The following is a 21,270-nucleotide window of genomic DNA, read 5'->3' as shown; positions in this document are numbered from 1 at the left end:
TTACCTACCATGGGAAAACCTGTAATGCTTATAGATGTGGATAGATGTATTGGGTGTCTTTCTTGCGAGGTTGCCTGTGTTCAGGAAAAGGAACTGGAGGTTTTTGGGATAAGGCCTATGAGAGTTTTGCGAGTAGAGGGTGTGGGAGATCAACCCTCGGGCTTTTTTCTGCCCATGAACTGCTTTCACTGTGATCCCGCACCCTGTGTTTTTGCCTGCCCAACTTCTGCCATGAGAAAGAGGCAAGACGGTATAGTTTACGTGGATGAAATTAGGTGCATAGGATGTAAGGCATGCATTATAGCCTGTCCCTATGGTGCCATAGCCTTTAATCCGAACACCATGAAGGTGGAAAAGTGTGATTACTGTTATAAGAGGTTAGAAAAGAGCCTACTTCCCTCCTGCGTTTCCAAGTGTGTTACCAACTGTCTTTACTTTGTGGAGGTAGATGAAGTCCCAAAGGAAAGACACATAGCCAACAGAACCACTGACCAATCCTTTAAGAAACTCTTTCTTTATGACTTTTCTCCATGAAGTTTTTCTACGAATATCTCGTTGGGACATCCTTTCAGCCTAGGCTTGAACTGTAGGCTAACTATCCATTGCAATCTTTACAGCTTTGAGATATCTTTAATAAAAGAGAGGTGTAAGAGATGTTTGAGAAGTTTACAGAAAAGGCAAGACAAGTTATACTTCAGGCAAGGGAAGAAGCCCTTGAATTAGGTCATACATACCTAGGCAGTGAGCATATACTCTTAGCCCTTATAAAGGAGGAGGACCTTCCCACCTTAATTCTTTCTAAGTTTGGTCTTACTGCAGAAAAGGTACGCAGAGCCATCTTGGGTCAGATTACCAGGGGTACACACTCGGGTGAGATCTTGTTCGCTCCGGATGCCAAGAGGGTTTTAGAGTTCGCGGTAGAAGAGGCGCGTATACTTCACCATCAGTTTGTAGGACCGGAGCACCTGCTTATAGGAGTTGTTAGGGAAAAGACGGGTCTTGGTGGCAGGATTCTAAGAGGCTTTGGTCTTGATGAGTACTCTGTCAGAAGGGAGGTCCTTCAGTTTCTTGGAGAGCTTCCTCCTCAGGAGACCGCCAAATATGCACCCACTCCCAACTTGGATAGGTTCTCGAGGGACCTCACACAGATGGCAAGGGAAGGAAAGTTGGACCCTGTAATAGGAAGGGAAAAGGAAATAGAAAGGGTTATCCAGATCCTTGTCAGGAGGCGCAAGAATAACCCTGTGCTTTTGGGCGATCCGGGCGTTGGAAAGACAGCCATAGTGGAGGGCTTAGCCCAAAGAATAGCCAACAGGGAGGTGCCAGAACCCCTTCTGAACAAGAGGATAGTAGCCTTAGACTTGGCTGCTTTGGTAGCTGGTACAAAGTACAGAGGACAGTTTGAAGAGCGCCTCAAAAACATTCTAAAGGAACTGGAAAAGGCTCCCAACGTTATTCTCTTCATAGATGAAATCCACACCATAGTGGGTGCAGGTTCTGCGGAAGGATCCATAGATGCGTCCAACATGCTAAAGCCCGCCTTAGCGCGCGGAGAGATCCAAGTTATAGGTGCTACTACGTTGGATGAATACAGAAAGTACATAGAAAAGGATGGTGCTCTGGAAAGAAGGTTTCAACCTGTCTTTGTAGAAGAACCTTCTCAAGAGGACACCATAAGGATACTTTATGGGCTAAAGCCCAAGTTTGAAGAGTTTCATAATGTGGAATACACACCTGCCGCAATAGAGAAAGCTGTTCAACTTTCAGAAAGGTATATTACAGATAGGCACTTGCCGGACAAGGCAATAGATGTTTTGGATGAGGCTGGATCTTTGGTAAAGCTAAGAGCCTACCAACTCCCACCGGAGCTGAAGGAGCTGGAGGAAAAGATAAAGGAAATAGAAGCCAAAAAAGAGGAGGCGGTTGCAGAACAGGATTACGAGAAGGCAGCCAGGCTAAGGGATGAAGAGCTGAAACTAAGGGCAAAGTTTGAAAACCTAAAGATGAAGTGGAAGCAGGAAATGCTAAAACACAGACCAAAGGTCACAGAGGAGGATGTAGCGGAAGTGGTTGCCAGATGGACAGGTATTCCCGTTAAAAGGGTTCATGAAAGCGATACCCAAAAGCTTTTACACATAGAGGAAGAGTTGAAGAAGCGGGTAATAGGACAAGATGAAGCCATAAAAGCAATAGCAAGGGCTATCAGAAGGTCAAGGGTTGGGCTGAAAGGAAGACACAGACCCATCGGAGTTTTCCTGTTCTTGGGTCCTACGGGTGTTGGAAAAACAGAAACCGCCAAGGCTTTGGCAGAATACCTCTTTGGCACTGAGGATGCCCTCATAAGGTTTGATATGTCCGAATATATGGAAAAGCACACTGTCTCAAGGCTTGTGGGTGCACCACCCGGATATGTGGGCTACGAAGAGGGTGGTCAGCTAACTGAAAAGGTGCGCAGAAGACCCTACTCGGTGCTACTCTTTGACGAGATAGAAAAGGCGCACCCTGATGTCTTCAACATCTTCCTTCAAATTTTTGACGACGGAAGGCTTACTGATGCAATGGGAAGGACGGTAGATTTTTCCAACACCATCATAATAATGACCTCCAACCTGGGTGCAAGGCTCATAGTTCACGGTGGAAAGATGGGCTTTGAGCAAAAGTTCGGTGTCATAGACTTTGAACAGATGAAGAGGAACGTTATGGAGCAGGTCAAAAGGTCATTCAGCCCTGAGTTCCTCAATCGCTTGGACGAGATCATAGTCTATAGAGCACTTGAGAAGGATGATATCATGAAGATTTTGGACCTTCAAATTGAGGAAATGAACAAGAACTTGGCGGATTGGAACATCAGGGTAAAGTTGCACAAGAGCTTTTCTGAGTGGCTCATTGATAAAGAATACAAGCCAGAATACGGTGCAAGGAGTATAAAGAGAGCCCTTCAAAAGCATGTGGAGGACTTGCTTGCGGAGGAACTCCTAAAAGGTAGCCTTCAGGATGTGGATGTGGTGGAAATAAGGGTAAAGGACGACAAGCCTTACATAAAGCCCATCAAGAAGAAGGAAAAGTTGGAAGCGGTTTTTAGTCAGGAGAGTGAGTGAGGTTTTTGAGGGGGAATACCTTTGAAATTCCCCCTCTACCGCTCACTCCTATTAACTTGTCCGCAAAGCTTGCCAGAACTTCCCTTAGCGTAACCACTATAAACTGGGCAGTCTGGGACCTTTCCTTTATGAGTTCTCCCACCATTCTTGCATTTGCCTCGTCCAAGTGGGCATCCACTTCATCAAAGTAGTAAAAGATGGAGGGCTTATAATCCTGCAGTGCAAATATCAAAGACAGGGCACCCAAGGTCTTTTCACCACCTGAGATTGCTTCCAAATACTGCACCTCTTTACCCCTTGGTTTTACCACCAAGTTTATGCCCCCTTCAAAGGGATTATATTCCTTTTCCAACTGCATAAATGCCTTCCCTCCGGGAGACAATCTGGCAAAGATCTTGGAAAAGCTCTTGTTTATCTGCTCGTAAGCCTTGAGGAAAGCCTTTAGCTTTTTACTTTCAATTTCCTCCAGGAGCTCTTTTATTGCCTTTCTCTCCTCTAAGAGCTTCTTGTCCCTTTCCACATACTCTGCATGCCTGTTTTTGAGCTCTTGGTAGTCCTCCTCCGCCTTGAAGTTTATGTTGCCCAAAAGGCTAATTTCCCTTTCCACCTTTGAAAGCTCATCCTTTAGCTTAGTGTAGCTCTCCGGCACCAAACTTAGCGGTTCTTCTTGGCCAAGTTCTTTTAATTTCTCAAGGAGTTGAGCTTGCTTGTCTGTTAGCTTAGAAAGTTCCCTTTCTATCTCTATCCTTTCCTCGGTCTTTAGGTCTATGGACATCCTTTTTTGCCCAAGGAGGGAGGTTATTTCCCTGAGTTGTTTTTCCAGTTGATCTACCCTTTTGTAAAGCTCATAAGCCTGAAGGTTTATATCCTTCAGTTCCTCTTCTATCCTTTCCTTCTCTTGACTTAGCTCTGCTATCCTCTTTTGGGCATTTTCTATGTTTTGTGTTAGGTCTTCAACCCTTGCTTTCCTCTGGTTTATCTCTTGGAGAAGGTTTTGCCTTTGTTGGGCAATTTCTTGTTCTTTCAGCTTCAGGGAGAATAGCTCTTCTTTTTTTCTTTCCAGGAGTTTTCTGTGTTTCTCTGCCTTTTCTCTTAGGGCTTCCAAGCCAGATTCTTTGGCTATTTTCAAAAGGGAAGAGTATCTGAACCTTAGGTTTTCCAACTTTTCCTCTTGGTAAGAGAGCTCCTCTTCTAATTCCCTTTTTCTTTTTTGGGCCTTTTCTTTTTCCTCCGCCAAGGTCTTTAAATACTCCTTACCCTGTTGCAGTCTCTGTTCCAGGCTCTTTATCCTTTCAAAACCTTCTTTGTGTTTTTGTTCCAACTCCTTTAGCCTTCTTTCAAGGATCTTTACCACTCCCTCCTTTTCTACCAGTTCATCCCTCAAGCTTTTGACTAAGGCTTCCTTTTCTGAAATACTCTCCTTTAACCTCTCCAAAACCTCCTCCAACTGCTTGATCTTTTCCTCGTAAAAACTTTTACCTAAGCTTGCCCTTGATTCCCAGTGCCCTCCGCTTATTACACCCGTCTTTTCAAAGAGTTCTCCATCCAGGCTAACCATCCGGTAGTTTCCTATGCCCAAAGCCTTTGCACTGTCAAAGTTCTCCACCACCAACGTATCTCCAAAAACAAACCTTATTGCCTTTTCAAACTTTTTGTCGTATTCCACCAGATTTACCGCATAGTCAATAACCACCGCACCACGGGTTCTTGGAAAGGGTGGCAAGGGTTGGTCCTTTATTCTGTTAAGTGGTATAAAGCTCATTCTACCGCCCCTGATTTCTTTTAATCTTTGGATGCATTTTTTTGCAACCTCTTCATCTTCTACCACCACAAAGGAGAGCCTTTGCCCACCAGCTGCTTCTACAGCTTTCAGGTATTCATAGTCTTTAACCTTTATTAAGTCCGCTACCCTTCCGTAAACACCCTCTATGTCTTCAAAGGGAAGATAGTCCTGCTCTGCAGACCTAAGCTTTTCTCTAAGGACTGCCAGCTCCTGCAAAACATCCTCTCTCTCTGCCCTAAGCTTTCTCAGTTGGTCTTCCACTTCTTCCAGCTTAGCCTTCAGCCTTTTTTGGGCAAACTCCTCTTCTCTTAGCATTTTTTGATAGTTCTCTTTACTCAGAACATCTTCCCCAAGACTGCCTTTAACCCTTTCTAACTCCTCTTCCAAATTTTTCAGCTCTTCCCTTACCCTCTCTTCCTTTAACTCTAACTCTTTTATTTTTAACCCCAAGGTAGATGCTTCTTTTTTCTTTTCTTCAATGGTCTTTGAAAGGGCACGCATCTTTTCTTCCGTTTGATGCATCTCCTCAAAGGCGCTCTGCATTTCCCTTTCCTTCTCCTTTAGTTCCTGGTTTATTGCGTCAAACTCTTCCTGAAGTTTTTGAACCTCTTCCTCCTTTTGACGGATAACCTCCTTGAGTTCTTCTTCCTCTTGGGATAAAACTTCCAGGTCTCTTTCCAAGTGTGCTATCCTCTTTCTTGCGTTCTCTACCTCCTCCTGCATTTTTTCAATCTCTTTGTATTTATCCTCCGTTTCCTTTTGGATAAGGTCTAACCTTTCGCTCAACCTTCCCGTTTTTTCTTTGAAGGGAAGTATGGCAGTCCTCAGGGAGGAAAGTTCGTTCTCTATAGCGGAGGCTTCCTCTTGGAGTTTTTGGGCTTGTGCCTTTAGTTGCCTTATTTCCTCCTCCAAACCCATAAGCCTTTGTTCTACGGAAGTTTTCTCCTCAAGGACCTTTAAAAGCTCCTTTGAAAACAGCTTTACTTCTATGTCCCTTTTTCTTTGGGAGAGTTCTCTGTATAGCTTTATCCTTTCCACCTCTTTGGCGAGCTTTTCCATCTGCACTTCCATTTCATCTATAAGAAGCCTTAGCTCTCTGTGTTTCAGCTCCACCTCCCCAAGCTGAACCAGTGCCTTTTGCTTTCTCTCTTCATATTCCCCTATGCCCGCCACCTCTTCGATGAGCTTTCTTCTTTCTATAGGCGTCATCTTCAGAAACCTTATGATGTCCCCCTGAAGGACCACATTGTAACCGTTTTCATATATGCCCGCCTTTGACAGAAATTCAGAAAGTTCTTTTTCTTTGACCACCTTCCCGTTGATCCTAAAAACACTCCTACCGTCTCTGTAAACTTTGCGGGAGACTATCACATCCTCCTCTGGTACAGGAAAGGCACCAAAATTTTTAAAATGCACCTCCACGTAGGCATAATCTGCCCTTTCTCCATCCTTGCTGAAGATAAGATAGGAAAGGTTTTTTGCCCTGAGGGCTTTGGAGGTGGCTATTCCCAAGGCAAAGGATATGGCGTCTCCTATGTTGGATTTACCCGCACCGTTGGGACCTACTACCGCAATAAAGCCCTCCCCTAAGGGAATTTCTATCCTCTGCTTTCCGTAGGACTTAAACCCCTCAATGACTAATTTTTCTATGTAACCCTTCACCTTAGTGAGTATAATTATAAAGTCTTGGAAGGTGAAAATATTCTTATAGACTGGAAGGAGAGGATAGAGAGAAAGCTACAGGAATTTCTTGAAGGTATCGAACCACCAATTTTACAGTCCGCTATGGCATATTATCCCCTTCAGGGAGGCAAAAGATTAAGACCATTGATCGTGTGTGCAGTGGCTGTGGCCCTTGGTGGAGACCTTGAGGATGCTATAACCGTGGGTTGTTCGGTGGAGTTCATTCATAACTACTCCCTGATACACGATGACATGCCCCCTTTGGACAACGACCAATACAGAAGAGGAAAGCCCACATGCCATGTGGTCTTTGGAGAGGATTTGGCGCTTCTTGCGGGTGATGCCCTGCTAACCTTAGCCTTTGAGGTGCTCTCTGATAAAAATAACTTTAGAACCTTAGAGGCAGGCAGGCTTCTTTTGATGATAAAGCTTCTTAGCGAAAAGGCGGGTGCCAAGGGTATGGTGGGTGGGCAGGTGATGGATGTTAGAAAATTGGGAGAACTTGAACATATAAGCCTTAAAAAGACCGCAGAGCTTTTTTCCGCCTGTTTTATGTTGGGAGGTTTGATCGCAAAGAGGGATGATCTTGTCAATGATTTGGAAAGGGTAGGCATGAACTTTGGGCTTCTCTTTCAGATGTGCGATGACTACAAAGATAAAGACGGCTTTTATCAAAAGTTTGGTGAAGGATTAAAGGACCTGATAGAAGCAAAAGGGCAAGAGGTGGCATCTCACCTTGAAGCCTTGGGCTTGCTTACTGCACAGATGCAAGCCATTTTAAAGAGTTTCCTATGAAACCCACCCGCATTTTTTTGGTAGGTTTTATGTGCAGTGGAAAAAGCACAGTGGGAAAGCTATTGGCGGACAAGCTTGGCTATACCTTTTGGGACATAGACCAAGTTATAGAGGAGAGGGAGGGTAAAAGCATAGAAGAGATATTTAAAAGTAAAGGAGAGGAGTACTTCAGAAACCTTGAAAGAAATGTGTTAGAGGAGTTTTTGGAAAAGGAAAGGGTTGTGGTTAGCACGGGTGGAGGGCTTGGAGCGAACCCTACTGCTATGGAAAAAATGAAGTCTGCAGGCTTGGTGGTATGGCTGGATTTGGATTTTGAAACCTTTTTGCAAAGGTGTGCCCACCAAGAGGGTAGACCTCTTTTGAAGAGAGGGTTGGATTATCTAAGGGTCTTAATGGAGGAGAGGGAAAAGGTTTATAGGCTAGCACATATTAGACTGAAAGCGGACAAACCGCCCGATGCTTTAGTAGAAGGGCTCTTATCTCAGCTTTAGGGTTGCCACCGCCAAGACGCTGAGCAGAATGGAGACTATCCAGAGCCTAACTACGATTTTGGGTTCTGGAATGCCCGAAAGCTCCAAATGGTGGTGGAAGGGTGCCATTTTGAAGAGTCTTTTGCCCTTTGTAAGTTTGAAGTATGCCACCTGGAGGATCACGCTCAGGGTTTCAAAAACAAAGATCCCTCCCGCTATGGGCAGAATGAGTTCTGCCTTTGCTACGAGGGCTATTACCCCAAGTCCTGCACCAAGGGCTAAGGCACCCACATCCCCCATGAATAGCTGGGCTGGATAAGCGTTGAACCACAAAAAGCCAAGTCCAGCACCCACTATGGCAAAACACAGAACTGTAAGGTCTCCCGCATAGGGCACATAGGGAATGTTTAAATACTTGGCAATGTTTGCGTGTCCTACTGCGTAGGCTATTATACCCAAGGATGCGGCGGTGGTCATAACAGGTCCAACTGCAAGCCCATCAAGCCCATCGGTGAGATTTACCGCGTTAGATGTGGCTACAATCACCAAAACCGCAAAGGGTATATAAAAAAGCCCCAGGTCTATCTGAAGGTTTTTAAAAAGAGGAAAGTAAAGCTTTGTACCAACCTCTGTAAATTTATAGAGGGCGAGGGCTGTAAGGGATGCCACAAGAACCTGGGCGGAGAACTTAGCCTTTGCGGATATACCCTTTTTGTTCTTTAGCTTGGTATAGTCGTCCCAAAGACCTATGAGCCCAAAACCGAGAATACAAAAGGAGATCACCCAAAAGTAAGCAAGGTCCAGCCTCATGAGAAGGAGGGAGGACAGAAGGACGGATATAAGTATCACCAATCCACCCATATTGGGAACCAGTTTTTTGACGGTGTGTCCCTCCGGTGCGTATTCCCGCACATAGCCCTTAAAAAGTCTTTGAAGGGCTTTCAGCTTCTTTAGGAAAATGGGCGTTAGCAGTAGGGTTAGAAAGAAGGCAAGCAGTATAGCCAAGAAGGACCTAAAAGTTATGTATTTGAAAACGTTAAAGCCAAAAAAGAAATCCTTTAGATAGAAGGAGAGATGATATAGCATGTCAGCACCTGTTTTTACTAAAAAGTCTATCCAGTATTATGGCGCAGGCGTTTCTCACCGAAAGGTGGTTCCAATCTCCTGCACCGTAAATAGGCTCCAGTATGTAGTCAAAGGTGTTCATAAGGTCTGGGGGAATGCCATAACCTGTACCAAAGAGGATTAAAAAGTCCTCCTGTCTTTTTTCTATCTCCCTTTTTAAAAACTCATAGCTTACAGTGTTTGGATAGGTTCTTGCGTCCGTACCCACAAGCTTTGGCTTTCTTCCTCTCCTGTTTTGTATATCCTCTATAACTTCCTCCAAGTTGTAAGCGAGCTGAACAAGCTTAACCGTTTCTGCCCTCGTTGGGTTGGTCTTTAGACCCTCTTCAGAAGACCAATACTCTATCTGTTTTTTTATCACAGCCCTTTGGGCATCTACTGGCTGGACTATGTAAAAGGTGTTTATTTCATAGGCTCTGGCTGGTCTTGCTATATCGTGCAGGTCCATGGTGGTAAAGGAGGTTATTATTGCTCTCCCCTCTCTATCCATAGCAGGAAAATGTAGAAGTGCAATGAACACATTGTGATTGAGCATTTAATTTATTTTAAATGCTTCTTTTTAACTTTGCCAAAAGTCTTTCCCAAAAGCTCACCTTTGGCTTTGCTTGCACCAAGGAAAGCCTGTTTAATATTCTGGTTAGTTCTTTTATAAGCTCGTCGTTGAAAGGATTTTGTCCTATTATGTTCCTTATCAGCTTTGGATGGTACTTTATACTACCTGCGTACTTTGGTTCTGCGGTGGTGAATTTTTGACACACAAGCCTTATGCTTTCATATACCTTTTTACCTTCCTCCTCTGAGGATACTTTATTGACAATCAAGAAAAACTCCTTCATACCCTCTTCTGAGTTTATCACCTTTATAAGACCGTAGGCATCAGCTATAGCGGTGGGCTCTGGCGTTGTGATCAGTATGGGTATTTGGGAGGAGGAAACTATGGCTATGGTGTCTGAGTGTATGCCAGGTGGCGTATCAAAGATGACCCAATCGTAGCGCCCTTCTGCAAAGTCCTGAAGCCTTTGAATTAAGGTCTTTAGCTTGCCAAAGGGCATATTTACCAACTCCCTTATACCACTGCCACTTGAGATGAAGTCAAAACCCTCCTCTACGGGAATAACTACTTCTTCAAGGGAAGCACTTCCTGTAAAGAAGTGATAGAGGTTTTTGGGTGGAGTTATACCAAGCATTAGATGTATGTTGCTCAGCCCAAGGTCTCCATCTATAAGTAGAACCTTTTTGCCGTTAGAGTAAAGGATCCTTCCTATGTTTATGGTAATTATTGTCTTTCCTACGCCACCCTTTCCGCTGGCAACGGATATATAGCCTGTAGGTTTCTCCTTCCCTTCCAAAACCTTCAGAGGCATGGTTTGCAGTTCCATTACTCTTCCACCTTCAGAAAAAGCTTAGTAAGGTATTCATAGTTTGCCATTACCAGATCCTTAGGAACACGCTGTCCAGTTGTCCAGCAGAGTATGGGCAGTTTGGTGCGGTAAGCAAGGTTCAGAACATAGCCATGGTAGAGTGTTTCGTCCATCTTTGTGAATATTAACCCTTTTATGGGCAATACACTAAACCTTTCCAGCGCTTCCGCCATAACCCTTTCGTCCATGTTGGCGCTTACTGTAAAGTATATTTCCAAGGTGGGCAGTTTGTTAAAGAAGGGTACCAGTTCCTTTACCTTTATGTCATCGTAATGGCTCCTTCCACCGGTATCCACAAGTACAACATCCATGGAGGAAAGCTCTCCTATGCATTCTCTTAATCTTTGGGGAGTGTCTGCGGTTCTGAAGGGCAATTCCATAATGCTAATAAATGTTTTTAACTGTTGAACTGCACCCACCCTGTAGCTGTCTATGGTTATAACACCCACCTTTTTTCCAAGCTCCTTTATGTAATAGGCGAGCTTTGCCACTGTGGTAGTTTTTCCCACACCTGTTGGACCCACCAGGGCTATGATCTTAAAATCCTGTAGGGAACTTTCAAAATCCCTAACCAAATTCAGGGTGCTTTCAAGACCCATCTTTAAGGATTCGTATGTTTCTCCCTTTAGGTCCAAACGCTTTAGCTCGTAGTCATACCCACACCCTGCGTCAATGATTGCCTTTGCCACATCCCTTGCAACACCTTTGTTTATAAGTTTGTTCATAAGATTTAGCGCCCTTAGAGAGTATTCGCTTTCTATAGGTTTTGTTTCCTCTGGAGGCTCTACCTTTTGCTTTTTGACTAATTCAACCACTTCCCTTAGGCTTTCTTTTAGTTTGTTGATCTCTTCATAGACACTCTCTTGGCTTTTGAGATGGTTAGAAAAATCTTCTGTGTCCGGGATGCCTATGGTAACTTCTAATTGAGAACGGGAGATAAAGGGCAGAAAGGGTATAAGCCTTTTCTTTATGATCCTTGTGGATAGTATGGTAGCATCTGGTCCGTAGAGATTTCTCACCTCCTCCACTGCCTCCTGAAGGGAGTTCACCACCAATTTTTTAATCTTCATCTACGACACCCAGAACTTTTAAGTTTACCTGTCTGTCAAGTTCATTATAAGATAAAACCGCAAGTTGAGGGAGGTATGCGGACAGGACTTTTTTGATGTGCCTTCTCAGGTTCGTGACGGTTATCAACACTGGTTTGGCTTGGTATTGGACAAACTTTGAAATTTCTGAGTTTAGCTTGGGATATATTTTGTTTATAAGCAGGTCAAGGAATTCCTCCTCCTTTCCCTCTTGCAAGTATGCACTGAGCTTTGCCTCCAATCTGGGAGAGAGTATCAGTGCGTAAAGGACATTGTCCGTTAAATATAGCCTTGTGATCCTCTTTGCAAGCCTCTGCCTGACATATTCAGTAAGCAGGTCTGGGTCCTTTGTCTGTTCCACATAGTCTGCCAAGGTTTCCACTATAGTTAGAAGGTCGTTTATTGGGATGCCCTCGCTTAAAAGGTTCTGCAATGTTCTGTGTAGGATAGAGATGGGTATAACGTCCGGCACGAGCCCCTGCATAGCTTTTGGATGCTTCCTGGTGAGGTTCTCCACCAGGTCTATAACCTCACCCCTACCGAGGATCTCATGAAGGTTTCTCTTTATTACTTCAGAAAGATGCGTAATTATGGCGGTGCTTACATCCACCACCATATAGCCCAGCCTTTGAGCCTTTTCTCTCATGTCCTCTGTGATCCAGTAGGCTTTTAAGTTGAAGGCAGGCTCGTGGGTTTCCACACCCTCAATGCTCCCTTTCACATTCCCCAAGTCTATTGCCAAGTATCTGTTTGGCATTACCTCGTAGCTACTGACTTCAAGCCCCCTTATGAGTATTCTGTATTGATAGGGTCTGAGGGTTAGGTTGTCCCTTATATGCACCAAAGGAACCACCACACCAAACTCTCGGGCTATCTGCTTTCTCATGGATTTTATCCTCTCCGGAAGGTCTCCGCCCTGAGACTCATCCACCAAGGGCACAAGCCCATAGCCTATCTCAAAGGCAAGGGTCTCCGGTTGTGTGATGATCTCCTCCTCGGTCTTTTCAGTTGGCTTTTTCTGTTCCACCAAAAGCTTTTCCAACTCTTTTAGCTCCCTTTCCTGAAGGCTCCTTTTCAGCAGATAGTAAAGTCCTCCTAAAAGCCCAGCCATGAAGAAGAAGGGAACCTTAGGAAATCCCGGAATGAGTCCTATAAACACCAACAGAGCGGAAGAGAAGAGGAACACCCTGGGCTCTTTGGAAAACTCCTGAAGCAGAACATTTCCCAGCGGATCCTTGGAGGAGGACTTTGTTACCACTATACCTGCAGAAGTGGAAAGCATCAAAGCGGGTATTTGGCTTGCAAGACCTTCGCCCACCGTTAGCAAGGTATAGGTAGAGATAGCCTCAGAAAAAGGCATGCCTTTAAGGACTATGCCTACTATAAGACCACCTACCAAGCTCAAAAAGAGTATTATCAATGCTGCGATGGCGTCTCCTCTTATGAACTTGCTGGCACCGTCCATGGCACCGTAAAAGGATGCCTCCTGCTCTAACTGTGCCCTTCTCCTACGGGCTTCTTCCTCGGAGATCAGGCCGGCGTTTAGGTCCGCGTCTATGCTCATCTGCTTTCCGGGCATGGCGTCCAAGGTAAATCTCGCTGCCACCTCTGAGATCCTCTCCGCACCCCTTGTAATAACCACAAAGTTTATGACTATGAAGATCAAAAACACCACCAAACCCACCACCACATCCCCACCCACAACAAACTTACCAAAACCTTCTATTATGTGCCCCGCGGCAGAGGTACCCTCGTGACCGTAAAGCAGAATCCTTCTTGCTGCGGCAATGTTTAAAGATAGCCTAAGGAGTGTTCCCAAAAGCAGTATGGAAGGAAAGGCTGAAAGTTCCAAAGGCTCCTTTATAAAGGCGGTAAGCGTTAAAACCGTCAAAGAAAAAGTTATACTTAATGCCAAAAGCACATCAAGAAGTAGGGCAGGAATGGGCAAAATTATGGCACCCAATATCACCACAAAAGCCAAAAGCACCCATCCCTGGGTAATGTTCATGCTAAAATTTTAAATCTCATGCAAATAGAAGTAATCAAGGGTAGCATCCTTGAGGTGGATGCGGATGTGATCGTCAATCCTGCCAACTCCTTGGGACTTATGGGTGGTGGTGTGGCGGGTGTGATAAAGCGGTTTGGAGGAGAGGAGATAGAAAAGGAGGCGGTGCAAAAGGCACCTATACCAGTTGGCTCTGCAGTGCTTACCACCGCAGGCAAGCTAAAATTCAAGGGCGTAATCCACGCGCCCACCATGGAAAAGCCCGCCATGGAAAGCTCGGAGGAAAAGGTGAGGAAGGCGGTGAGGGCAAGCTTGGAGTTGGCGGACAGTTTGGGCTTTGAGACCTTGGCGATGCCCGGAATGGGCACGGGTGTGGGCGGACTTCCCAAGGAACTCTCCGCAAAGGCAATGCTTGAGGAAATAAAAAACTTCAAACCCAAGAGCCTAAAAAAGGTCATTCTGGTAGATATAGACCCGGAGATGGTTCAAGCTTGGCAGAAAAATCTTTGAATGCTCCTAACATCGGGCGGATTTTTAGGAAAGTCTAACAAACTTTATAAATTTCCCATTAAGGAAGTGAAATTCTTCAACTCCCTTTTGGAGTTAAGGGAAAGAAAGGGTTTTGTAGTCATCTCTTATAAGCTCTCAGAGGAGACCCTTGGTGTAAAGGTAAAGGCATCCTCTTTTCCTCCAATTGTGCTTGTGGAAGTGGGAGAACCCGTTGAGGTTGAAATAGGACCCAAGCCTTTTAAACTGAGCTTGCAGGGCTTTTCCTTGAACAAAGAGGTGTACATAGAGAGGATCAGAAGGATAAAAGAGGAGATTGAAAAGGGCACTGTCTATCAGCTTAACCTTTCAACGAGGATGGACTTTAAACTTGAAGGCTCTCCACTAGACCTTTTCTTGAAATTCTTTGAAAGACAACCTACCCCCTACGCCTTTTCTCTTGACCTGAGGGACTTTTACATCCTAAGCGGTTCAATGGAGCTCTTTTTGGAGAAAAAGGGAGGTTTAATAAAGAGCAAGCCCATAAAGGGAACCGCCGAGAGTGAAGAGGTTTTACAAAACAGCCAAAAGGACAAGGCAGAGAATTTGATGATCCTTGATATGATGAGAAACGATCTTTCAAGGGTGGCAAAGGTGGGCAGTGTAAAGGTAGAGGAGCTCTTTAAGGTGGAAAAATATGCAACTCTGTGCCAAATGCACTCCACCGTGGTGGCACAAACGGACAAAGACCTTGAGGAGATTTTACTCAACACGTTCCCCCCTGCCTCCGTGACGGGTGCACCAAAGAAAAAGGCGGTGGAACTAATAGACGATTTAGAGCCCCATCCAAGGGACTATTACTGCGGGTGCGCAGGCTTTGTTTGGAATGAAGACTTTACCCTGTGCGTCCTTATTAGAACAGCCTTCGGCATTGGGCAAGATCTTTCTTATTACGCGGGCTCGGGTATTGTGTATGACTCGGATGAAGAGAAGGAGTGGGAGGAAACCCTAAGCAAAGCAAAGGCCTTTTGGTCCATGTAAATGCGAAGTTGAAGGAATTTCGTAAGCTCGTATAATTAATATCCCAATGATAAAACTGAGCATATTGGGTTCTACTGGCTCGGTGGGAACGCAAGCCCTGGATGTGGTTAGGGCATACAGGCAGGATATTGAACTGGTGGGTTTGGTAGCAAGGAGGGCATCTGATAAACTGCTAAATCAGGCAAGGGAGTTTAAGCCTAAGTATGTGGTGTCCTATCAGGAGCCCGAAAAGGATTGGCTTGAAAGTCTCCCAAAGGAGTGTGTGTATTTAAAAGGTGAAGAGGGTTTGTTGGCTGTTGTGGAGGAATCTGAAAGGGTTTTAAACGCCATCTCCGGCATAGATGGACTCTTGCCTACTTTTTTTGTGCTCTCAAAAAACAAGATATTACTTGCCAGCAACAAGGAATCTGTGGTATGTTTGGAAGAGCTTATCAGAGAAAAGTCAGAAAATGTGGTGCCCGTGGATAGCGAACACAACGCCCTTTTTCAATTGCTTTCAATGACAGATAGGAAAGAAATAAAGAAGGTATATCTTACCGCCTCCGGTGGTCCCTTTAAGGACACGCCCATTGAGGAGCTTTCAAAGGTAAAACCCGCCCAAGCCCTAAACCATCCCACTTGGCAGATGGGACAGAAGATCACAGTAGATTCTGCCACTTTGATGAACAAAGGCATAGAACTTTTGGAGGCTAAGGCACTTTTTGGTTTGGACCCAGACCTTATAGAGGTGGTGATCCATCCCCAGAGTCTGGTGCACGGGGCAATAAAGTTAAAAGATGGCAGTTTTCTCTTTCAGGTTTCTCCACCCGACATGAAAATTCCTATAATGAACGCCATCTTTTATCCCGAAAGGCGAGAATATCACTTCAGGGATATCAGCCTTTTTGAGCTTTCCCCAATAGTTTTTGAAAGGGTGGATAGGCAAAAGTTCAGGGCTTTGTCTCTGTGTGAATGGGTCGCAAGAATAGGAGGTGTTTATGTGCCCGTGCTTTTGGGTGCGGACGAGAGGGCAGTGGAGCTCTTTTTGGAGGAACGCATAAGCTTTGATAAAATAGTCCCACTGGTGGAGGAGGTGCTCTCTTCTGTAAACATAAGAGACCCAGAAACCATAGAGGAGATCATTCAAGCGGTAGAGTGGGGCTACAAAAAGGTGGATGAAGTGTTAGGCAAGGTGCTATGAGGGAAGTCTTTTACGCTATTCTCTTTGTTTTCTTTGCCTTTTTGCCCTTTCATCTTTTATCTTCTCCGAAGGCTTACTCGGTCAGCATGAAAAGCGTGGACCCATCCAAGTTTGAAGTAAAGGTAGGCAAAGAAGGGGGAACTCTTTATTACATACTTTTGGGAGACCCAAAGACCTTGAACCCAGCCCTTGCCCAAGAGACCAGTTCTACCGCAGTGCTCTCGGACCTTTTCAGTGGACTAACAAGGCTGAACCTAAAAACTATGGAGTATGAACCTGATCTGGCAGAAAGCATCTTAGCCCTTGAGGATGGAAAAAGGTATGTGGTAAAGCTAAGGAAAGATGTTAGGTGGAGCGATGGGAAGCCCTTTACTGCGGAGGATGTGGTCTTTACATACAGGGATGTCTATCTTAACAAAAACATTCCTAACTCTACTGCAGACATGCTTAGAGGAATTCTCAAAGAAGAAAAGGATGTGGAGAACTTTGTAAGGGCAATAGACCCATACACCCTTGAGTTTAACCTTCCAAAGCCCTTTGCACCCTTTCTTGGCATCTTGGCAAGTCCCATCCTACCCAAGCATAAGCTGGAAAAATTCGTCAAAGAAGGGACCTTTATGCAGGCTTGGAATGTGAGCACAAACCCAGAGGAAATCGTAGGCACGGGACCCTACAGGTTAAAAAGATACATAAAAGGACAGTTGGTGGAATACGAGGCAAACCCCTATTATTATAGAAAGGACGAAGAGGGCAAAAAACTACCATACATAAAAAGAAGGGTCGCTTACATAGTCCAAGACCCAGACACAGCCCTGCTCATGTTCTCCACTGGCAAAGCAGACTATCATGGCATCAGACCCACAGACCTTATGACTGTAGTTCGCTTGAAGGGGGTCAGCCTTTTTGATCTGGGACCCACTCCATCCACCACTTTCCTTGTTTTTAACCAAAACCCGCAGGCGGACATTCCCAAGTATAAGCTACGTTGGTTCCAAAATTCCCAATTCAGAAGGGCAATCTCTATGGCAATAGACCGCGCCGGAATAAGTCTGCTCGTCTATAATGGCTTGGCACAGCCCCTTTATGGACCAATCACACCCGCCAACAGACCTTACTATTACGAGGGACTGTTTCCAGAAATCCCTTATGACCTAAAAACCGCCAGAAAGCTTTTAGAGGAGCTTGGCTTCTCAGACAGAAATAAGGATGGCTGGCTTGAGGACCCAGAGGGAAACACCTTGGAGATCATACTTCTCACCAACGCGGAAAACAAAGAAAGACAAGCCATAGGAAACATGATAAAGGAAGACCTGGAGAAGTTGGGTATAAAAGTAATCTTCAACCCGATAGACTTTAATGCCTTGGTGCGCAGGCTTACAACACCTCCATACCAGTGGGAGGCTGTAATAATAGGTCTCACTGGTTCCTTGGACCCACACTTTGGCAGGAACGTGTGGCACTCTTCGGGTACTCTGCATATGTGGAACCCAAGGCAAAAAACGCCAGCCACAGCTTGGGAGAAAGAAGTGGATGAACTCTTTGACAGGGCTTCCTCCGTGCTAAACAGAGGAGAAAGAATTGAGCTATACAGACAAGCTTACAGAATAATAGCCAGAGAGCAACCCCTCATATTCTTGGCTACTCCAAAAAGCATGGTGGGAGCCAGAGATAAGCTTGAAAATTACTTTCCCACCGTTTGGGGTCAATACGAAGAGGAGTACATGTTTTTCAAGTGATAAGCTCTCTGAGTCTTTCCCGAAGAACCTCGTAGGTTATCTCCCTAATTATGCCTTCCAACGGTATTGATTCAATACTCTTTTTGAGTTCCTCCCTAAGGAGTTCCCTAACAAGGTCGCTCGGATTAAAACCTTGAAAGGCTTTTTTGATTTCCTCTTTAATGGTTTCCTCTACCACCTTCTTAATATCCTCTAAGGACACGCCTTTCAGTATATCTTCCAATCTTTCTGTTTTCCGCTCCGAAGCGCTTACGGTGGGCACAGCCTCCTCTATATGTATTTGTGGGACTGGGATGGGTTCTTCCTTTTGTTCTTCCAAGACGAACTCTTTTACAGGCAATGGGCTTTCCTCTAACTTAGGCATTTCAAGTTCTTTAGTGATCTCGGGAAATTCCTCAGTTTCAGTACCCTTTTCTTTTTCCTGCACAGCTTCTTGCTTTTTAAGTAGTTCTCCAAGCATTTGCATAAGTGTTGTTTCTTCTTCCTTCAAAGGAACGAAGATTTCTTTAAATTTTTCTACTATTTCATTTGGACTTTTTTCTCTTGAAATTGCGTGCTTATTTTTAAGCGGAACATCATCTATGTTTATGTTAAACAGTTCGTCTATCAACACTAAAAAGGGCTTTTGAGCTATATCATGGTCTTTAGCCAATTCCATTAATCTTTTCTTTGCTGCAAGTCCAGAAATTGCATCAAATATAACTCCATCTACATCTTTTAAAAGGCTTTCCAAGTTTCTAAAGGACCTTATCACAACCGGTTCAAAATTTTCAGATAGTAAGGAAGTAATACTATCCACCAGGGTACTATCAAAGGACACAACTGCAACTTTTTTCTTTGGATGAACGCTTTCGGGGATGTACTGGGAAACCTCCTCCTTAGACTCTGGCTGTACCTCTGTAGGTTTAAGCCCTTTTTCAAAGAATAGTGCTTCTATACTTTCCTGTTCCGAAGGAGCTATCTCTATCACCTTTTCCAACTCTTCCACGGTTTGTTTGTAAGTTTCTATTTCAAGCTCTAAAGTAGGCAATTGGTATTCCTCTGTTTCTTGAACAGACGCGGTAATAGCAGATAGAATTTGATCAGGTGTACTCTCCCTTGGTATAAGTATCTTTCTTTGTGGTTTTAGATTTTGAGCATTTATAGGGAATAGGTCATCTACAAGCACCACAAACTTTGCATCCTTGAATTTCTGTTGATACATGTTGTTTATATCTTCTTCGGATAGAGCTCCAGATATTGCGTCATAAATGATCACATCAAAATAGGGAATTGCCAGATTGAGAGCCTCTTCCCCATTTTTAACGTCCATAACTTCGTATTCACTAAGGACATTCTTTAGTTGTTTTACTAAGCTTCTGTCAAAGGAGACTATCAGGACTTTCATTTTCTCCCCTCCATTTCTTTAAGTATATCATCGAGTATTCTCTTTGCTTCTTCAATACTTTCTTTTGGTATTATCTCATGTGTAGCAATAGCCAGCCTAAGCGCCTTTAGCTTCCTTTCTAAGCCTTGTGGGTAGGTCTTTTCAACTATCTTTTCAACTATTTTTACTTCAGTGCTTTTCTGCTTGGCTTGTGGGATTAGCATATAAACAATACCTATTGCAAATAGTATTAATCCGGCCAAAGCTATGCCAAAGGAAGTTGGGTTTCTGAGCAGTTCTTCTATGTATTCTCCAAGGTTGTATTTTCTAGTGTATATATATACCTCTGCCTTGGTTGGCGATATTTTATGATAGGACGAATACATATTGATATCCGTAGGATTCTGAAATACTTGACCGTATGTGAACACCTTTCCTTCAGCAGTTTTAAATATAAAAAATCCTTGGTCTGGATATTCTATATTTTTCAACTCTTTGTTTTCACGTAGTGAAAGTATGAAGCCGGCAAAATTTGCATTTATTTTTTCCTGCTTTTTTGTGGCGTATATTTCAAAGGATGTATAAATTCCCCATCCAAACAATAATAAACCCAATATCATGAACATAAGAGACAGAAATCTTTTCACTTTTATCCCCCAACAGTTATAGCTTCTACAAGCAAGGATGGAGAACCCACATGTCCATACATCCTAAGGTCTTCTCCTATTCCCACCAAATTTTTCAGAAGTTCCTGAATGTTCCCTCCTATTACTACTCCTTTCACTGCTTTCTCCTTCTTGCCACTCTTGTAAATTATACCAGAAGCACCTAGGGAAAAGTCTCCGGAAATAGGGTCTACGGTGTGCAGACCCATTAAATCTAAAATCAAAAAGACCTCATCGTAAGCCCTCAACAGGTCTTCCAAAGTATGGGTTCCCCTCTCTATGTACAGGTTCCTTATGCCGGAGGTGGGCAAGCTTTTATAGCCGTGTCTTACCGAATTACCCGTTGGTTTTGCATTGCATTTGACCGCAGTGTATACACTGTGCAAGAAACCTTTAAAAATTCCCTTTTCAATTACTATGTTTTTCTTAGATGGAATGCCTTCCGCGTCCAACTCCAGAGTACCCACACCCCCCTTTAAGGTTCCGTCATCTATCACCGTTAGCAAGGGGCTTGCTATTGCTTGACCTTCTTTGCCTTTTAGCAAGGTTTTGTTTTTCACGAGGGCATCTCCCAGGAACATCGGACTGAAGGCCTCCAAAAGGGATACCGCACTTTCTCTGAAGAAGACAACAGGAATGACCTTTGTTTCGTAAGAAACCGCCCCCAACTGGGCAGTAGCCTTGAAGGCAACATCTCTCGCCATCTCTTCAAGGTCTATGTCCTTTAAATATCTACCGCTCCTGTATTCGTAGGATATAGCCTCTTCCCCGTTTTCTACTGCAAGGGCTGAGGTAAGGCAGGAAAAGTAGGTGGTTGTATAGCTGTATTCAAGACCATGAGAGTTAAAGCAACGAACATCCACTTTAAATTCCTTCAGGCTTGTCTTTCTTGTACCCACAATCCTTCTGTCAAGGTCCTTTGCGAGCCTTTCAAGGTTTATAAGCAACTCCGCTTTGTCCTCAACACTAAGAGAAAGTCCTTCCTGATCGTAATCCGCTTGCAATTGCCCTTTAAACTCGCCTTTGTTTAGAACAAAGCCGTCATCCTCTGGCGTTAGCTCCAAAGATTCCACTGCCCTCTTTACACAGTTTGAGACCGCCGTCCAGGATAGATCTGTAGTGTACGCAAATCCCTGTTTAAAATTCTTAAGAACTCTTATGCCCAGGCCAACCTCCTTCGACTTGGAAATGTTTTCCAAGCTTTCCCTTGAGGTCTCCACCAAAAGTTTTTCCGTGCTCTCTATGTATGCTTCGTATTCATACTCTCCTTTTAAGGAATCTTCTATCCACTTCTTTAATTGTTCCATCGTGAAAGATTTTATAATAGT

General features: G+C 44.2%; 17 protein-coding genes. 8 read left to right on the top strand and 9 right to left on the bottom strand.

What is annotated here, in order from left to right; translation table 11 throughout:
- Nucleotides 1-9: 9 nt before the first annotated feature.
- Together THERU_RS08140 and THERU_RS08135 are read left to right on the top strand one after the other, a co-directional pair.
- Nucleotides 10-534, top strand: coding sequence for a 4Fe-4S dicluster domain-containing protein (locus tag THERU_RS08140; protein WP_025306778.1), 525 nt, complete (start codon nucleotides 10-12; stop codon nucleotides 532-534).
- Nucleotides 535-653: 119 nt separating this feature from the next.
- Nucleotides 654-3,098, top strand: coding sequence for an ATP-dependent Clp protease ATP-binding subunit (locus tag THERU_RS08135; protein WP_025306777.1), 2,445 nt, complete (start codon nucleotides 654-656; stop codon nucleotides 3,096-3,098).
- Here the strand turns inward: THERU_RS08135 and smc are convergent.
- Complete coding sequence (gene smc / locus THERU_RS08130) at nucleotides 3,079-6,543, bottom strand: chromosome segregation protein SMC (RefSeq protein ID WP_025306776.1); 3,465 nt, start codon at nucleotides 6,541-6,543, stop codon at nucleotides 3,079-3,081. The two genes, THERU_RS08135 and smc, sit on opposite strands and share 20 nt — an antisense overlap.
- A 24-nt stretch (nucleotides 6,544-6,567) precedes the next feature.
- On the opposite strand from smc, the gene THERU_RS08125 reads away from it, so the two are divergent.
- Both THERU_RS08125 and THERU_RS08120 read left to right on the top strand, forming a co-directional pair.
- Nucleotides 6,568-7,359: a polyprenyl synthetase family protein gene (locus THERU_RS08125; RefSeq protein ID WP_025306775.1), complete on the top strand. Its 792-nt coding sequence runs from the start codon at nucleotides 6,568-6,570 to the stop codon at nucleotides 7,357-7,359.
- The gene (locus THERU_RS08120; protein ID WP_025306774.1) at nucleotides 7,356-7,850 is read left to right on the top strand and encodes a shikimate kinase; all 495 of its coding nucleotides are present in this window, start codon (nucleotides 7,356-7,358) and stop codon (nucleotides 7,848-7,850) included. The genes THERU_RS08125 and THERU_RS08120 overlap by 4 nt, the downstream gene beginning before the upstream one ends.
- Here THERU_RS08120 and mraY read toward each other — a convergent pair.
- Genes mraY through flhA form a run of 5 tightly spaced genes read right to left on the bottom strand, consistent with a single transcriptional unit; the run spans nucleotide 7,836 to nucleotide 13,471 of the window.
- On the bottom strand, nucleotides 7,836-8,915 hold the full coding sequence (gene mraY / locus THERU_RS08115; protein ID WP_025306773.1) for a phospho-N-acetylmuramoyl-pentapeptide-transferase: 1,080 nt from the start codon (nucleotides 8,913-8,915) through the stop codon (nucleotides 7,836-7,838). The two genes, THERU_RS08120 and mraY, sit on opposite strands and share 15 nt — an antisense overlap.
- A gap of 1 nt (nucleotide 8,916) precedes the next feature.
- On the bottom strand, nucleotides 8,917-9,489 hold the full coding sequence (locus THERU_RS08110) for an RNA methyltransferase (protein WP_025306772.1): 573 nt from the start codon (nucleotides 9,487-9,489) through the stop codon (nucleotides 8,917-8,919).
- A gap of 10 nt (nucleotides 9,490-9,499) precedes the next feature.
- The gene (locus tag THERU_RS08105; protein WP_025306771.1) at nucleotides 9,500-10,333 is read right to left on the bottom strand and encodes a MinD/ParA family protein; all 834 of its coding nucleotides are present in this window, start codon (nucleotides 10,331-10,333) and stop codon (nucleotides 9,500-9,502) included.
- Entirely contained in the window at nucleotides 10,333-11,445 is a 1,113-nt protein-coding gene (locus THERU_RS08100) for a flagellar biosynthesis protein FlhF (protein ID WP_025306770.1), read from the bottom strand. Before THERU_RS08100 ends, THERU_RS08105 begins: the two co-directional genes overlap by 1 nt.
- Nucleotides 11,435-13,471 carry a flagellar biosynthesis protein FlhA gene (gene flhA, locus THERU_RS08095; protein WP_025306769.1) on the bottom strand — a complete coding sequence of 679 codons (2,037 nt, stop codon included), beginning with the start codon at nucleotides 13,469-13,471 and terminating at the stop codon, nucleotides 11,435-11,437. Before flhA ends, THERU_RS08100 begins: the two co-directional genes overlap by 11 nt.
- An 18-nt stretch (nucleotides 13,472-13,489) precedes the next feature.
- Here flhA and THERU_RS08090 point away from each other — a divergent pair, with 18 nt between their 5' ends.
- The 4 genes from THERU_RS08090 to THERU_RS08075 are packed head-to-tail and all read left to right on the top strand — an operon-like array spanning nucleotide 13,490 to nucleotide 17,911.
- Nucleotides 13,490-13,978, top strand: a complete 489-nt coding sequence (locus tag THERU_RS08090; protein ID WP_025306768.1) for an ADP-ribose-binding protein — start codon at nucleotides 13,490-13,492, stop codon at nucleotides 13,976-13,978.
- On the top strand, nucleotides 13,979-14,995 hold the full coding sequence (locus THERU_RS08085) for a chorismate-binding protein (RefSeq protein ID WP_025306767.1): 1,017 nt from the start codon (nucleotides 13,979-13,981) through the stop codon (nucleotides 14,993-14,995).
- 46 nt (nucleotides 14,996-15,041) lie between these two features.
- Nucleotides 15,042-16,175: a 1-deoxy-D-xylulose-5-phosphate reductoisomerase gene (dxr, locus tag THERU_RS08080; protein WP_025306766.1), complete on the top strand. Its 1,134-nt coding sequence runs from the start codon at nucleotides 15,042-15,044 to the stop codon at nucleotides 16,173-16,175.
- Nucleotides 16,172-17,911 (top strand): ABC transporter substrate-binding protein, encoded by a 1,740-nt coding sequence (locus THERU_RS08075; protein WP_025306765.1) that lies wholly within the window; start codon nucleotides 16,172-16,174, stop codon nucleotides 17,909-17,911. Before dxr ends, THERU_RS08075 begins: the two co-directional genes overlap by 4 nt.
- Here the strand turns inward: THERU_RS08075 and THERU_RS08070 are convergent.
- Genes THERU_RS08070 through THERU_RS08060 form a run of 3 tightly spaced genes read right to left on the bottom strand, consistent with a single transcriptional unit; the run spans nucleotide 17,904 to nucleotide 21,249 of the window.
- Complete coding sequence (locus THERU_RS08070) at nucleotides 17,904-19,298, bottom strand: hypothetical protein (protein ID WP_025306764.1); 1,395 nt, start codon at nucleotides 19,296-19,298, stop codon at nucleotides 17,904-17,906. The two genes, THERU_RS08075 and THERU_RS08070, sit on opposite strands and share 8 nt — an antisense overlap.
- Complete coding sequence (locus tag THERU_RS08065; protein WP_169727104.1) at nucleotides 19,295-19,903, bottom strand: hypothetical protein; 609 nt, start codon at nucleotides 19,901-19,903, stop codon at nucleotides 19,295-19,297. Before THERU_RS08065 ends, THERU_RS08070 begins: the two co-directional genes overlap by 4 nt.
- A gap of 23 nt (nucleotides 19,904-19,926) precedes the next feature.
- Complete coding sequence (locus THERU_RS08060) at nucleotides 19,927-21,249, bottom strand: TldD/PmbA family protein (protein ID WP_025306762.1); 1,323 nt, start codon at nucleotides 21,247-21,249, stop codon at nucleotides 19,927-19,929.
- Nucleotides 21,250-21,270 lie beyond the last annotated feature (21 nt).

It is taken from the genome of Thermocrinis ruber, from assembly GCF_000512735.1.
Classification (GTDB): domain Bacteria; phylum Aquificota; class Aquificia; order Aquificales; family Aquificaceae; genus Thermocrinis; species Thermocrinis ruber.
This window is presented reverse-complemented; position numbering and strand designations above follow the sequence as displayed.

Excerpts from the sequence above, each read along its gene's own strand:
- THERU_RS08140 (WP_025306778.1), top strand. The coding sequence starts at position 10 with ATGGGAAAACCTGTAATGCTTATAGATGTGGATAGATGTATTGGGTGT.
- THERU_RS08105 (WP_025306771.1), bottom strand. The coding sequence starts at position 10,333 with ATGGAACTGCAAACCATGCCTCTGAAGGTTTTGGAAGGGAAGGAGAAA.
- THERU_RS08085 (WP_025306767.1), top strand. The coding sequence starts at position 13,979 with ATGCTCCTAACATCGGGCGGATTTTTAGGAAAGTCTAACAAACTTTAT.
- THERU_RS08135 (WP_025306777.1), top strand. The coding sequence starts at position 654 with ATGTTTGAGAAGTTTACAGAAAAGGCAAGACAAGTTATACTTCAGGCA.
- THERU_RS08065 (WP_169727104.1), bottom strand. The coding sequence starts at position 19,903 with ATGTTCATGATATTGGGTTTATTATTGTTTGGATGGGGAATTTATACA.
- THERU_RS08110 (WP_025306772.1), bottom strand. The coding sequence starts at position 9,489 with ATGCTCAATCACAATGTGTTCATTGCACTTCTACATTTTCCTGCTATG.
- THERU_RS08100 (WP_025306770.1), bottom strand. The coding sequence starts at position 11,445 with ATGAAGATTAAAAAATTGGTGGTGAACTCCCTTCAGGAGGCAGTGGAG.
- THERU_RS08070 (WP_025306764.1), bottom strand. The coding sequence starts at position 19,298 with ATGAAAGTCCTGATAGTCTCCTTTGACAGAAGCTTAGTAAAACAACTA.
- flhA (WP_025306769.1), bottom strand. The coding sequence starts at position 13,471 with ATGAACATTACCCAGGGATGGGTGCTTTTGGCTTTTGTGGTGATATTG.
- mraY (WP_025306773.1), bottom strand. The coding sequence starts at position 8,915 with ATGCTATATCATCTCTCCTTCTATCTAAAGGATTTCTTTTTTGGCTTT.
- THERU_RS08060 (WP_025306762.1), bottom strand. The coding sequence starts at position 21,249 with ATGGAACAATTAAAGAAGTGGATAGAAGATTCCTTAAAAGGAGAGTAT.
- THERU_RS08075 (WP_025306765.1), top strand. The coding sequence starts at position 16,172 with ATGAGGGAAGTCTTTTACGCTATTCTCTTTGTTTTCTTTGCCTTTTTG.
- THERU_RS08120 (WP_025306774.1), top strand. The coding sequence starts at position 7,356 with ATGAAACCCACCCGCATTTTTTTGGTAGGTTTTATGTGCAGTGGAAAA.
- dxr (WP_025306766.1), top strand. The coding sequence starts at position 15,042 with ATGATAAAACTGAGCATATTGGGTTCTACTGGCTCGGTGGGAACGCAA.
- THERU_RS08090 (WP_025306768.1), top strand. The coding sequence starts at position 13,490 with ATGCAAATAGAAGTAATCAAGGGTAGCATCCTTGAGGTGGATGCGGAT.